This is a genomic window from Streptococcus sp. SG1 (assembly GCF_030439935.1).
In the GTDB taxonomy this organism is placed as follows: Bacteria; Bacillota; Bacilli; order Lactobacillales; family Streptococcaceae; genus Streptococcus; species Streptococcus gordonii.
The window spans coordinates 36515-49237 of sequence record NZ_JAQFJC010000006.1; the positions used below are offsets into that span (position 1 = coordinate 36515).

15 protein-coding genes and 1 pseudogene are annotated in these 12723 nt (G+C 38.5%); 12 read left to right on the forward strand and 4 right to left on the reverse strand.

The window, feature by feature from the left end; genetic code table 11:
* The first annotated feature begins 66 nt into the window (after positions 1 to 66).
* From PCY06_RS06175 to PCY06_RS06205, 7 genes and pseudogenes are all read left to right on the forward strand, one after another.
* Positions 67 to 339 carry a PspC domain-containing protein gene (locus PCY06_RS06175; RefSeq protein WP_008809048.1) on the forward strand — a complete coding sequence of 91 codons (273 nt, stop codon included), beginning with the start codon at positions 67 to 69 and terminating at the stop codon, positions 337 to 339.
* A 27-nt stretch (positions 340 to 366) separates the two neighbouring features.
* On the forward strand, positions 367 to 870 hold the full coding sequence (locus PCY06_RS06180) for an NUDIX domain-containing protein (RefSeq protein WP_301389609.1): 504 nt from the start codon (positions 367 to 369) through the stop codon (positions 868 to 870).
* A 113-nt stretch (positions 871 to 983) separates the two neighbouring features.
* Positions 984 to 1919 carry an HPr(Ser) kinase/phosphatase gene (hprK, locus tag PCY06_RS06185; protein WP_301389611.1) on the forward strand — a complete coding sequence of 312 codons (936 nt, stop codon included), beginning with the start codon at positions 984 to 986 and terminating at the stop codon, positions 1917 to 1919.
* Positions 1912 to 2721, forward strand: a complete 810-nt coding sequence (gene lgt, locus PCY06_RS06190; protein WP_046165854.1) for a prolipoprotein diacylglyceryl transferase — start codon at positions 1912 to 1914, stop codon at positions 2719 to 2721. Before hprK ends, lgt begins: the two co-directional genes overlap by 8 nt.
* Positions 2714 to 3146: pseudogene (locus PCY06_RS06195) on the forward strand (DUF948 domain-containing protein). The gene lgt and the pseudogene PCY06_RS06195 overlap by 8 nt, the downstream one beginning before the upstream one ends.
* Complete coding sequence (locus PCY06_RS06200; RefSeq protein ID WP_301389613.1) at positions 3119 to 3562, forward strand: YtxH domain-containing protein; 444 nt, start codon at positions 3119 to 3121, stop codon at positions 3560 to 3562. Before PCY06_RS06195 ends, PCY06_RS06200 begins: the two are co-directional and overlap by 28 nt.
* 89 nt (positions 3563 to 3651) lie before the next feature.
* Positions 3652 to 4452: a C39 family peptidase gene (locus PCY06_RS06205; RefSeq protein WP_301389615.1), complete on the forward strand. Its 801-nt coding sequence runs from the start codon at positions 3652 to 3654 to the stop codon at positions 4450 to 4452.
* A gap of 42 nt (positions 4453 to 4494) precedes the next feature.
* Here the strand turns inward: PCY06_RS06205 and PCY06_RS06210 are convergent, their stop codons facing one another.
* Positions 4495 to 4782, reverse strand: a complete 288-nt coding sequence (locus PCY06_RS06210; RefSeq protein WP_301389617.1) for a DUF3270 family protein — start codon at positions 4780 to 4782, stop codon at positions 4495 to 4497.
* Positions 4783 to 4977: 195 nt separating this feature from the next.
* Here PCY06_RS06210 and PCY06_RS06215 point away from each other — a divergent pair, with 195 nt between their 5' ends.
* Together PCY06_RS06215 and PCY06_RS06220 are read left to right on the forward strand one after the other, a co-directional pair.
* Entirely contained in the window at positions 4978 to 5907 is a 930-nt protein-coding gene (locus tag PCY06_RS06215; RefSeq protein ID WP_301389619.1) for a peptidase U32 family protein, read from the forward strand.
* A gap of 197 nt (positions 5908 to 6104) precedes the next feature.
* Positions 6105 to 7391 carry a U32 family peptidase gene (locus tag PCY06_RS06220; RefSeq protein WP_045773811.1) on the forward strand — a complete coding sequence of 429 codons (1287 nt, stop codon included), beginning with the start codon at positions 6105 to 6107 and terminating at the stop codon, positions 7389 to 7391.
* Positions 7392 to 7426: 35 nt separating this feature from the next.
* Here PCY06_RS06220 and PCY06_RS06225 read toward each other — a convergent pair whose 3' ends face one another.
* The gene (locus PCY06_RS06225) at positions 7427 to 7765 is read right to left on the reverse strand and encodes a hypothetical protein (RefSeq protein WP_172858973.1); all 339 of its coding nucleotides are present in this window, start codon (positions 7763 to 7765) and stop codon (positions 7427 to 7429) included.
* 139 nt (positions 7766 to 7904) lie between these two features.
* Between PCY06_RS06225 and PCY06_RS06230 the strand changes: the two genes are divergently transcribed.
* A complete protein-coding gene (locus PCY06_RS06230; protein WP_008809037.1) occupies positions 7905 to 8117 on the forward strand; it encodes a YdbC family protein in 213 nt (70 codons plus the stop codon).
* 12 nt (positions 8118 to 8129) lie between these two features.
* Here PCY06_RS06230 and PCY06_RS06235 read toward each other — a convergent pair whose 3' ends face one another.
* Entirely contained in the window at positions 8130 to 8684 is a 555-nt protein-coding gene (locus tag PCY06_RS06235; RefSeq protein WP_082307086.1) for a biotin transporter BioY, read from the reverse strand.
* Between the two features lie 433 nt (positions 8685 to 9117).
* Here PCY06_RS06235 and PCY06_RS06240 point away from each other — a divergent pair, with 433 nt between their 5' ends.
* Positions 9118 to 10260 (forward strand): 5-methyltetrahydropteroyltriglutamate--homocysteine S-methyltransferase, encoded by a 1143-nt coding sequence (locus PCY06_RS06240; protein WP_046165849.1) that lies wholly within the window; start codon positions 9118 to 9120, stop codon positions 10258 to 10260.
* A gap of 17 nt (positions 10261 to 10277) precedes the next feature.
* Positions 10278 to 11009, forward strand: coding sequence for a cyclase family protein (locus PCY06_RS06245; RefSeq protein WP_045773807.1), 732 nt, complete (start codon positions 10278 to 10280; stop codon positions 11007 to 11009).
* Positions 11010 to 11332: 323 nt separating this feature from the next.
* On the opposite strand, the gene gorA is transcribed toward PCY06_RS06245, so the two are convergent.
* The gene (gorA, locus tag PCY06_RS06250; RefSeq protein ID WP_045773806.1) at positions 11333 to 12682 is read right to left on the reverse strand and encodes a glutathione-disulfide reductase; all 1350 of its coding nucleotides are present in this window, start codon (positions 12680 to 12682) and stop codon (positions 11333 to 11335) included.
* Positions 12683 to 12723 lie beyond the last annotated feature (41 nt).

A 12723-nucleotide genomic window follows, 5' to 3' on the forward strand; every position in this document is an offset into this window, starting at 1 on the left:
TGAGCCTGATGGATTTTCCAAAAGAAATGATAAAATGAGACTATCTACAGAAAGAGGAAAAAGAACATGAAAACGGTCCTTTATAAAACAAGAAGAAATCGATTGCTAGCAGGTGTTTTAGCTGGTTTAGCAGATAAGTTTAAATTTGATCTTAGTTTGATTCGTTTTTTATACATCCTTTTTACCATTTCGTCTTTTGGATTTGGAGTTGTTATTTACATTTCTTTAGCAGTACTTCTTCCAACCAAGGAAGACATAGAGGCCGAAATGTACGGGACTGGACCAAGAAAGCGTAAGGATGCAGAACCAATTGATGACGATAAAGGACTTTTTTGGTAATGGCTTGCTGTTTAAAAAAGGGGAACTATGGAAATTTGGGATGCTTATAATGAAGATCGAGAAAAAATTGGGCGTTATTTGGTAAGAGGAGAAAGGATACCGGCTGGCCTATATCATCTCTGTGTGAATGTCTTGGTACAACATGAGGATGGAGATGTTCTTTTTATGAAAAGAAGTAGTCAAAAGGAACTCTATCCCAACTACTTTGAATTTGGGGCTGGTGGCAGTGTCCTAGCTGGTGAGGATAGCCTTAGCGCAGCGCTTCGCGAGTTGAAAGAAGAAACAGGTTTAGTCCCCAGCCAGATAAGACTCATTGAGCAGACAATATCCTCTGAAGATCAGTGTCTATTTGACTACTATGAAGCAATTATAGTAGGCGATAAGGAAAGAATTACTTATCAAGATGGAGAGACTGATGGACATGTCTGGATAGGAATAAATGAATTGTCTGCATTCATGAAAGATAATCTTCTCTTTCGACATCAAAAAATATTATTAAAAAAACTAATAGAAAAACAAGGTGACAGATAAAGTGTAGAAACCTCCCCTGTCATCTTTTCTTTTCCCAAAAAGGACGCTGAAACTCTCTATAAAAGTAATTTTTTGCTATAATAGAAAAAGAAAGATTCCAAAGGGGGAAACTTATGTCTGTTAAGGTCAAGGACCTCTTGCAAAAAGTAAGATTACAATTGATTTACGGTAGCGAAGAACTACTGGAAAAAGAAATTACGACATCCGATATTTCACGGCCTGGGCTTGAGATGACAGGATATTTTGACTACTATACACCAGAGCGTATTCAGCTGATTGGGATGAAAGAATGGTCTTATTTGATGAAGATGACGAGTCATAACCGCCATCAAGTCCTTCTGAAAATGTTTCAACCAACGACACCTGTTGTTATCATTGCCAGAGATTTGGAAATTCCAGATGAAATGATGCAGGCTGCCCAAGAAAAGCAGATTGTTATTTTGCGTAGCCATACAGCAACCAGTCGTTTATCCGGGGAAATATCCAGCTATCTAGATTCTCGTTTGGCTGAAAGGACAAGCATTCACGGTGTCTTAATGGATATCTATGGCATGGGAGTTCTCATTCAGGGTGACAGTGGTATCGGTAAAAGTGAGACGGGACTTGAGTTAGTCAAAAGAGGTCACCGTTTGGTTGCAGACGACCGTGTTGATATCTTTGCTAAGGATGAGATGACTCTCTGGGGTGAACCGGCTGAAATTTTGCGTCATTTGCTTGAAATTCGAGGTGTTGGAATTATCGATGTGATGAGTCTCTATGGTGCTAGTGCAGTTAAAGATTCATCACAGGTTCAAATTGCAGTATATTTGGAAAATTACGACGTCAATAAGACCTTTGACCGCCTAGGTAATGGTTCAGATGAATTAGAAATTGCTGGTGTTCGAATTCCAAGGGTCCGCATTCCAGTTAAAACTGGTCGTAACATCTCCGTTGTTATTGAAGCTGCGGCCATGAATTATAGAGCAAAAGAAATGGGCTTTGATGCTACAAAACTTTTTGAAGAACGCTTGACAAATCTGATCAGCCAGAATGAGGTGAAGAATGATTAATCCAATTGCCTTTCAAATCGGACCATTTGCTATTCGCTGGTATGCAATCTGCATACTTTCAGGCTTAATATTAGCTGTTTACTTGGCTAGAAAAGAAGCCCCTCGTAAAAAGATTAAACCTGATGACATTATTGATTTCATCTTGATTGCTTTTCCGCTTGCTATCGTGGGTGCACGACTATACTATGTGGCCTTTGAATGGTCTTATTATTCAAAACAGCCATTTATTGAGATTTTCATTACTTGGCATGGTGGTTTAGCTATCTATGGAGGACTGATTACTGGTGCTCTAGTTCTTTATTTCTTTTCTAGGAGCAAATTTATTAATACTTTAGATTTCCTAGATATCGCGGCTCCAGGTGTTATGATTGCTCAGAGTATTGGACGCTGGGGAAATTTTATCAACCAGGAAGCTTACGGTGCTGCGGTCAAGAGTTTAGACTATTTGCCAGGGTTTATTAGAGATCAAATGTATATCGATGGAGCTTATCGGCAACCTACTTTCCTTTATGAATCTACTTGGAACTTGCTAGGCTTCATCCTTATTCTCTTTTTACGCAGAAAACCCAATTTTCTCAAACAAGGAGACATTACAGCCTTCTACCTTATCTGGTACGGTTGTGGTCGGATGATTATTGAAGGAATGCGGACAGACAGTCTCTACTTTATGGGACTCCGGGTTTCTCAGTGGTTGTCTGCTCTCTTAATTATTCTTGGTGTCGCCTTGGTTGTTTATCAACATAGAAAAAAAGATACACCGTATTATTACACATCTTTAGAAATGGAGAAGAAAAATGCTTGAAATTTCATATAGTTTAGTCGCAGTCGCTTTGATTGCTTTGATTGTTTACTCCATCTTCTTGGTTAGAAAAATTAGCAATGTTGTGGATGAGACAGAGAAGACGATTAAAGTTCTTACAGCGGATGTTAATGTCACATTATATCAAACCAATGAATTACTAGCTAAAGTCAATGTTTTGACTGATGATATTAACGGTAAAATGGAGACCATAGAACCCCTCTTTACAGCTGTTGCAGATTTATCGTTGTCTGTTTCAGATTTAAATGATTCAGCTCGTAATCTTAGTAAAAAAGCAGCAACTGCTGGTAAAAATTCAGTCAAAGCGGGTGCGGGTTTAACAGCTTGGCGTCTATTATCAAAATTTTTCAATAGATAATCATAAGAAAGAAGGTCCATTATGGGTAAATTTTCATCGATTGTATTAGGAGCAGCGGCTGGGGCTGCAGCAGCTATCTTCTTAAGCAGTGAAAAAGGTAAAGAAGTAAGAGCTAGAGTCAGCAATTTTATCAAAGAAGTGCAAGAGAACCCAGATGAGTTTAAAGAGCAGGTGTGTCATTCTGCAACTGACTTGAAAAATCAAACAGTAGATACTGTTACACAAGTAAGAGACAAGGTCAATAATGGTGAGATTACAAAAGAGTCTATTTTGACATCTGTAAAGGAAACTACAAAAGAGATGTTAGACTACTCACAAGATAAATTCCAAGCTCTCAAAGAAAAGATTCAAGAAGAGCATCTGACTAAAAATGATTTGGTATCTTCTATCAAAGAAAAAGCACATGCTTTGACGGATGAAAAAGATCATTCTGAAGAAATCGTTATAGACCTAAAAGAAGACTAAAAGAGCTGGTTAAACCAGCTTTTTTATTTTGTAGAATAACTTGACTACAGGTACGGAAAAGACTATGATAAAGTTGGGGAGGTGGTCTGATGAAATGCATCAAACTTTTAAGCCTTATGTTTGCGATATTGTTTTTTACTGCCTGTGATAACCAAAGAAAAGTAGCAAAACCATTAGATTCTTCTAACTCTGTTTCTAGTAAGAAGTTTTCAAGCAATTCATCTACTTTTTACAGATCAAAAGAAACTTCTTCGGACAATGGTTCGTCTTCGAGTAGTGCTTCAGAATCGCAGGAGATGCCACAAGTTCAAAAAACAGAAGAAGGATCACTTCAGTTGAGACATAGGCTGGAAGTACCTATGCAGGTGCAAAGAGCATGGAATACTTGTGCTCCAACGACTGTCAGCATGATGTTAGCCTATCGGGGAATCGATATATCGCAAGAACAATTGGCTGAGGAAATGGGCACAGATGCTCATTTTGGGACCCATAATGCCAATGCTATTCAGGTACTTAATCAGCATTTATTTGGTTATCCAGAACCAACTGATGGACAGGCGGGCTATCGCTTGGAAACTGTGAGATCTAGCTCATATAATTCAATTGATATGCGCCTCTTTAAAGAGCGACTCAAGAAGAATATTGATGCTGGCTATCCTCTATATTATACGTTTGATAATTCAAAGATGTATCCTGGACGTAGTGGGGAGCACAATGTTATCGGAATTGGATATGAATTAAACTCAGATGCTTCTGATATTATTGGAGTTTATTATATTGATCCATCTTATACTGTTCAAGATCCAGTTTATGGAGGGTTAAAGAAAGTGACCCCTCAAGAACTTTTGGCAGCCATGTTGACTTGTCAGGAGCCGAATTATGCTTGGTAAGAAAAAGACCTGCTTCAAGTCTGAAGCAGGTTTCTTGTTTGATTAAAATTTCTTTTTAGAAATAAAACGATAGGTTTGCACAGTTGCAAAGCTTAAAGTCATAGCCAATGCAAGAGCAAAGAAAGTATTCAGTTTGAAAGACAGAAACAGAAAACTAAAAATTGCTGTTAAAATACAAAAAGCAGCAATATTAAAAAAGAAAAGCAACTCTTTTATTTTAGGTTCAATATCTGATTCTGGAATATAATCTTGGTATAAAGGTAATTGTTCTTCAGGAAGTTCCTGATAGACATAATCCTCTTGATAATTTTTATAATCTCTAAGTGCCATTTTTCTCTCTCCTACTAGTACTATATCATTGTATCATGATTTATTGGGGTAATTATTACATTTTTGTTACAGAAAGAATAAAAATAGTTTTCAATATAAAAATAAAGTATCGAAAATTTAAGAAAAAATAGAAGTAAAAGAAAGAATTTGAAAAGAAAACTGGTTCATTTCTAAAAGTGTGTTATAATTAACTTTATGGAAAAGATAATTATTACAGCGACAGCTGAAAGTATTGAGCAAGTGAAGGAACTGCTGGAAGCAGGAGTTGATCGGATTTATGTTGGCGAGAAAAACTATGGCCTTCGTCTTCCCCACACTTTTTCTTATGACGAATTACGAGAGATTGCTAATTTAGTTCATGAGGCGGGAAAAGAAATAGTCGTAGCAGTCAATGCTCTCATGCACCAGGAAATGATGGACAAGATCAAGCCATTTCTTGATTTTCTAGCAGAAATCCAGACGGATTATATTACTGTTGGGGATGCGGGTGTGTTTTACGTTGTTAACCGCGATCAGTATCCCTTTAAGACAATTTATGATGCTTCGACCATGGTTACCAGCAGTCGACAGATTAATTTTTGGGGACAAAAAGCTGGCGCATCAGAAGCAGTTTTAGCTAGAGAAGTTCCCTCAGCTGAACTTTTTGCCATGCAGGATATTTTAGAGATTCCTGCAGAGGTCTTGGTCTATGGGGCTAGTGTCATTCATCACTCCAAGCGCCCTCTGCTTCAAAATTATTACAATTTCACCCATATTGATGATGAGAAGACGAGGGAGCGTGATTTGTTCTTGGCTGAGCCAGGTGACCCAAGCAGTCATTATTCCATTTTTGAAGACAATCACGGAACTCATATATTTGCAAATAACGACTTAGATTTGATGACAAAATTGACAGAGTTAGTGGATCATGGATTTACTCATTGGAAATTAGAAGGAATCTATACTCCAGGTCATAATTTTGTAGAAATCGCTAAGTTGTTCATTCAAGCTCGAGATTTAATTTTGGCTGGTAAATTCACCCATGATCAGGCCTTTCTTTTGGATGAAGCTGTTCACCGTTTTCATCCTAAAAACCGTTTCTTGGATACTGGTTTTTATGAATACGATTCAGATATGGTCAAATAATTATAGCTATCTAAGAAAGCAAGAAATTTTCTTGCTTTTTTCTGTTGCTAAGATGTAAAATCATAATTTTTTGAATTCAGGAAAGATTAGAATTGTGAAAACATTTGCCACATCTTGATTTTCCAAGTTTTTTGCTATAAAATAGAAAGGATTAAAAATTAGGGATTATCGATCTTATCTTGCAAATAGGAGAAATGATGACAAAAACATTGAAACGACCAGAGGTCTTGGCACCTGCTGGTACTTTAGAGAAGTTAAAAGTAGCTGTTCGCTATGGCGCGGACGCGGTATTTATTGGTGGTCAGGCCTACGGACTTCGTAGCCGAGCTGGAAACTTTACTTACGAACAAATGGAAGAGGGGGTTCAGTTTGCGGCAAAGTACGGCGCAAAGGTTTATGTTGCTGCTAATATGGTGATGCACGAAGGTAATGAAATCGGTGCTGGAGAATTCTTCCGTAAGCTTCGTGATATTGGGATTGCTGCAGTAATTGTTTCAGACCCAGCTCTGATTGCTATTGCAGCATCAGAAGCACCAGGATTAGAAATCCATTTGTCTACCCAAGCTAGTGCAACTAATTATGAAACCCTTGAATTTTGGAAAGAGTTAGGCTTGACGCGTGTTGTTTTAGCGCGTGAAGTTTCCATGGAAGAATTAGCAGAAATCCGTAAAAGAACGGATGTTGAGATTGAAGCCTTCGTTCACGGAGCAATGTGTATTTCCTACTCAGGACGCTGTACACTTTCTAACCACATGAGTATGCGTGATGCTAACCGTGGTGGTTGCTCGCAGTCTTGTCGTTGGAAATACGACCTTTATGATATGCCTTTTGGCCAAGAAAGAAAGAGCTTGAAGGGTGAAATCCCAGAAGAATTTTCTATGTCTGCGGTAGATATGTCCATGATTGATCACATACCTGATATGATTGAAAATGGTGTGGACAGTCTGAAAATCGAAGGTCGAATGAAGTCTATACACTATGTATCCACAGTATCGAACTGTTACAAGGCAGCTGTCGATGCCTATTTGGAAAGTCCTGAGAAATTTGAAGCGATTAAACAGGACTTGATTGATGAAATGTGGAAAGTTGCTCAACGCGAATTGGCAACGGGATTTTACTACGGTACTCCAACAGAGAACGAACAGCTCTTTGGGGCACGCCGAAAAATTCCGGAATACAAGTTTGTGGCTGAAGTTGTAGACTATGATGCTGAAAAACAGATCGCGACTATTCGTCAGAGGAATGTTATTCATGAAGGAGATCAGGTTGAATTCTACGGTCCTGGCTTCCGTCATTTTGAGACAGTCATTACAGATTTGCATGATGCGCAGGGCAATAAAATTGATCGAGCGCCAAATCCTATGGAACTCTTAACAATTTCTATGCCGACACCTGTTTGCCCAGGTGATATGGTGCGTAGCAGAAAAGAAGGCCTTATCAATCTATATAAGGAAGATGGTACTAGCGTGACTGTCCGCGCCTAGATATAAAATAAATCCCAGTTTGTAAAAACTGGGATTTATTTTTTCTTTGGATTAGCTTTCTGTGCTACTCGAACGGTCTGAGGAACCAGACGAACACGTTGAATATCTGGAATCCGAATAATAGTTGACATGCTCTTATTAAAATTTTTAACAATCAACTGCTGGCGTTCTTGGTCATACTTAACAATATCGCCAGTAAAGCTTTTATTTTGAAAAATAACATGAATTCCGGATTTTTTCTTTAAGGCTAGCTCAATCGAGGATAAGATAGCAGTATTATTCTCACTGATCTGTTCGGTTTTTTTATCGTTTATAAACTCATTAGCTTTCTCAGTCAGCATTCTTAGAAATTTTTTCATGGCTAAAATCTCCATAACTTGATACAATATCATTATATAACATTTTCTCGTAAAATTCTAAATTTTTACGAATGAATTAAATGAAAGATGGACAATTGTTAAACAGCTGAGGCTGTTTTAGCATATCTGCTTTTGAATTCACCAAGGAGGTACTATGTCAGAATTTACATTTGAGATTGAAGAAAAACTTCTAGTCTTATCAGAAAACGATAAAGGCTGGACCAAGGAACTTAACCGAGTTAGCTTCAATGGAGCGCCAGCTAAATATGATATTCGAACTTGGAGTCCGGATCACAGTAAAATGGGCAAGGGAATCACTCTTTCTAATGAGGAATTTCAGGTTCTTCTTGATGCATTTAAAAACTGATAGAAAAGTCTATCAGTTTTTTTGTTTATCAGCAAAGTAAGGATGAAATCCGAGACTTTTTAATACTGGCAAGCTGATAATAGCTATCAGGAGCATTTTTAAAAGATCCGGTAGAATGAATGGGGTAACGCCAACAGCGATAGCTTTTGAAAAATTAAGATTCCCTAAGATGTTCAAACCTATAATTCCACCGATAAATAGGATGGTATCTCCCAAGATATTTGCCAGTAAAATGGTCAAGAATGAACTGTTTTTATGAGTTAGGATAGAAGTGATGAAGGCAAAGAGAGGAGCAGACAAAAGGTAACCAGCAGTTGGATTTAGGAATGATTGGAATCCGCCATGACCGCCTGCAAAAACTGGGAGACCGATAGCACCAAGTAGTAAATAAAGTAGCGTAGCTGAAACCGCTTCTCTGGGTTTAAAAATAGTTGCAATCAAACCGATGGCAAAGGTTTGGAGAGTAATAGGAACAGCTCCAATAGCAAAGCTAAATTGTGATAAAACCGCTAAAATAGCAGCCCCAATGGCTGAGAGCACAAGTAAGAAAACTTTATTTCGATTCATAACAGTAAACCTCTTTTATAATTTATGGTAACTATTTTAAGATCTCTAGTGCTAAAAGTCAAGTGTTTTTTATCGAATTAGACTATTTCGTATTATTTTTTCTTTTTACTCCTGAAATACAAGAAAATAAATGCTATTAAACCAAAGATGTTAAAGAAGATAATACCAAATGTTGTAAGAATTTTATTTGTTTTACTCATCAAACTCTCCTCATATATACGTGTTTCTCTAGCATAGCAAATTAATATACAAAAGAAAAGTAGGAATTGGAAGAACAGATATAGTTATAAACTATATAATAATCAATAAAATAAGATTAGCTTAAAACCCTTTAAAAACTTGAGATAAGGTGGTCCTGTTGATATAATGAACCATAACCAAATTTCCATTTGATTTTTATAACATTTCTTTACACTAGAAAAGGAGAGTTGAGATGACAGTTAATCATGGACCATTTCGAGTTGATCACGTTGGCTCTTTCCTTCGCCCTAAGGAATTGGTAGAAGCTCGTGAAGCCTTTGCGGGGGGGACTATTAGCAAAGAAGAGTTAACTGCAGTGGAAGACCAAGCTATTCGAGCTTTAGTTTCTAAAGAAATTAAAGCTGGATTGAAGAATGTAACAGACGGAGAATTTCGTCGGGCTTATTGGCATTTGGATTTCTTCTGGGGCTTTCAAGGAATTGAGCATGTTCAAGCTGCAGAAGGCTATCATTTTCATGGGGAAACAACTAAGGCAGATTCGGCCCTCATCGCTGGTAAGATTACTGGATTCCACCATCCCTTTGTGGAACATTTTAAGTTTCTAAGAGATTTAGTGGCTGATCAAGATGGAGTTGAAGCAAAGTATACCATTCCAGCCCCTGCCCAATTTTATTTTGAATTAATCCGGGATGCCGAGCATGTGGAGAAGCTCAATCAAGTTTATCCTGACTTCAATCAATTGAGAGAAGATATAAAAAAAGCATATTTACAAGTTGTTGAAGATTTATATGACGCTGGCCTCAGAACGCTACAAGTGGATGATTGTACTTGGGGTGTCTTGGTAGATGATAATTTCTTGACAGCCTGGGGTGCTCTTCAAGGTAAGACCAAAGACCAAGTTCGTGCTGAATTAGCGGAGCTCTTCTTAAGTTTCAACAATGATCTTTATCAAAATGTCCCTGCTGGTTTGACTGTTAATACCCATGTCTGCCGTGGTAACTACCATTCTACCTGGGCTTCTTCAGGTGGATACGGTCCAATTGCTGAAGAATTATTTGAAAAAGAAAAGGTGAATGCTTATTTCCTTGAATTTGATACTGAGCGAGCCGGTGGTTTCGAACCCTTGGCTAAAGTAACACCAGGGAAAAAAGTAGTCTTGGGCCTCTTGACGTCAAAAAGTGGTGACTTAGAGAAAAAAGAAGAAGTTATTGCTCGGATTAAGGAAGCTAGTCAGTATGTACCGCTAGAAAATCTTTACCTTTCAACCCAGTGTGGCTTTGCTTCTACGGAAGAAGGAAACATCCTAACAGAAGAGAGTCAGTGGGAAAAAATTGCTTTGATTTCAGATATTGTAAAAGAAGTCTGGGGAGAATAGAATCGGAGGAAAAATATATGGCAGATTTGCTTGAAATATACCAAGAATTAAAAAATAAAAAATGGGTTAATCTTTCTCATCAAATCAAGGAAGATAGTCCGCACTTTCCGGCTTTACCAGCCTTGGAGAAGAAAGATATTTTTACTCTAAAAGATGGTTTCCATGTACAGCAGTTTTCTGTAGTCGGTCAGTACGGTACTCATATTGATGCTCCTATTCATTTTGTAGAAGGTGGCCGTTGGTTGGAAGAAATAGACTTAAAAGATCTCCTTCTTCCTTTGTTTGTCATTGATAAATCAAGAGAAGTAGAGGAGAATCCTGACTTCATTTTGACCAAACAAGATATTTTGGATTTTGAAGCGGAGCATGGGAAGATTCCAGAAGGAAGTTTCGTGGCTTTTCGGTCAGACTGGTCCAAGCGTTGGCCTAGTCAAGACGCCATGAGAAATTTAGATGATCAAGGAATCCAGCATACACCTGGCTGGGGAAGAGATGCTTTGGAATTTCTGATTCATGAGCGCGGTGTTACTGCAGTAGGTCATGAAACTTTTGATACTGATGCAGGCCTTCCTACAGCTGAACATGGTTTGGTTAATGAATATTATCTCTTGGCTGAGGACATTTACCAAGTTGAGGTATTGTCTAACTTGGACCAATTACCTGCTAAGGGAGCTCTAATTTCTATTAGTTTCCCTAACTGGCATCAAGCTAGTGGTTCGCCAGTACGAGCTTTAGCCATTTTACCATAAGAAAAAAGAGCCTGAAGTTTTACTTCAGGCTCCCTTTTTTACAAAACTTTAGAAATTTTTGAGATTTTCTTGATGAAATGTTGATAAAGAGACTGTAAAATAAAGATTGTAGGATTAACAAGTTAATACGTGTCAAAACTCTCTTTTAGAAACTAAAAATGATGCATGGGAAGGTAAAAATTTTTGAAGAATCCTTATAGAATCTTACAAAAATGTAAGATTCAAAAGAAAAATGAAAGATTAGATTATGGAATACTTATAAGCTTTATAATAAAATAAGGACATAAGCCAAAAAAGGCTTGTAAAACAAACCTTTTCTCTTCTTATCTCATAGTAACGAACTCTTCTGATCCCGTTGGGTGAATGGCCACTGTAGCATCAAAATCAGCCTTGGTTGCGCCCATTTTGATTGCAACGGCGAAGCCTTGAATCATCTCGTCTACCCCATATCCGATACCATGCAGACCAACGACCTTTTCATTCTCACCAGCTGTGATGAGCTTGAACTTGGCCTGTTGGCGATGCTGAGTTACTGCCGAATACATGGAAGCAAAGCTAGATGTATAGAGGTGAATATTATCAGCTCCATAAGTTTTTTTGGCCTCTTCCTCGGTTAGCCCAACAGTTCCAATAGCAGGGTGGGAGAAGACGACGGTAGGAATAGTTGAATAGTCCATCTTTGCGTCTGTTTTGCCGTTGAAAAGTCGCTCGGCTAATGTACGACCAGCCTTGATGGCAACAGGAGTTAGTTCTTTCTCGCCTGTTACGTCACCTAGGGCATAGATACCTGAAACTACAGTGTTTTGGTATTCATCTACAGCGATGAAACCTCGTTCGTTGAGAGTGACACCAGCAGCTTCTAGATTGAGGCCTTGAACATTAGGTTTTCGGCCGATGGCCCAGATGACATGCTGAGCTATATGGCTACTACCATCTTCAAAATGAAGTTGCAGTTGATTGTCATCTAGTTTCTCAAGTTTTGTAGGTACTTTGTGGGTGTGTAGGGCAAGACCTGTCTTATCCATTTCTTCAAGTAAACCATCTACGATATAAGAATCAAAGTTCCGTAAGGGACGATCACGTCGGACAAAAAGGTCTGTTTTGACTCCAAGAGTATGGAGGACTCCTGCCAATTCAACTGCGATATAGCCAGCTCCAACGATGGCTACAGATTCGGGTAATTCTTCCCAAGCGAAGACATCATCAGATGTTTCACCTAATTCAGAGCCTGGAATAGAAGGGATAGCAGCATGAGCACCCGTTGCAATGACAATGTGTTTAGCTCGGATTAGCTCACCATTAACCTCGACAGTGTTAGCATCAACAAAGCGACCGCGTCCTTCAATCAATTCAACTCCATTGCGCTTAAAACTTCCGTCGTAAGAAGATCGAGCACGATCAATATAGGCTTCGCGGTTTTTACGCAAAGTGGCAAAGTCAAAGCTTTGTTTGTCCGAAGTAAAACCATAGTCAGGACCGTAGTATTGGATGGCCTCAGCAATTTGAGCACCATACCACATGATCTTTTTAGGAACACAGCCAACATTGACACAGGTGCCACCTAACTTCTTTTCCTCAATGACAGCGACCTTGACACCATGTTCGCCAGCTCGATTCATGGTAGCGATACCTCCGCTACCACCTCCGATAGCAATCATATCAAATTCTTTCATAATGTTTATTCTCCTTCTTTCAATATGAGGTAATTGTACCC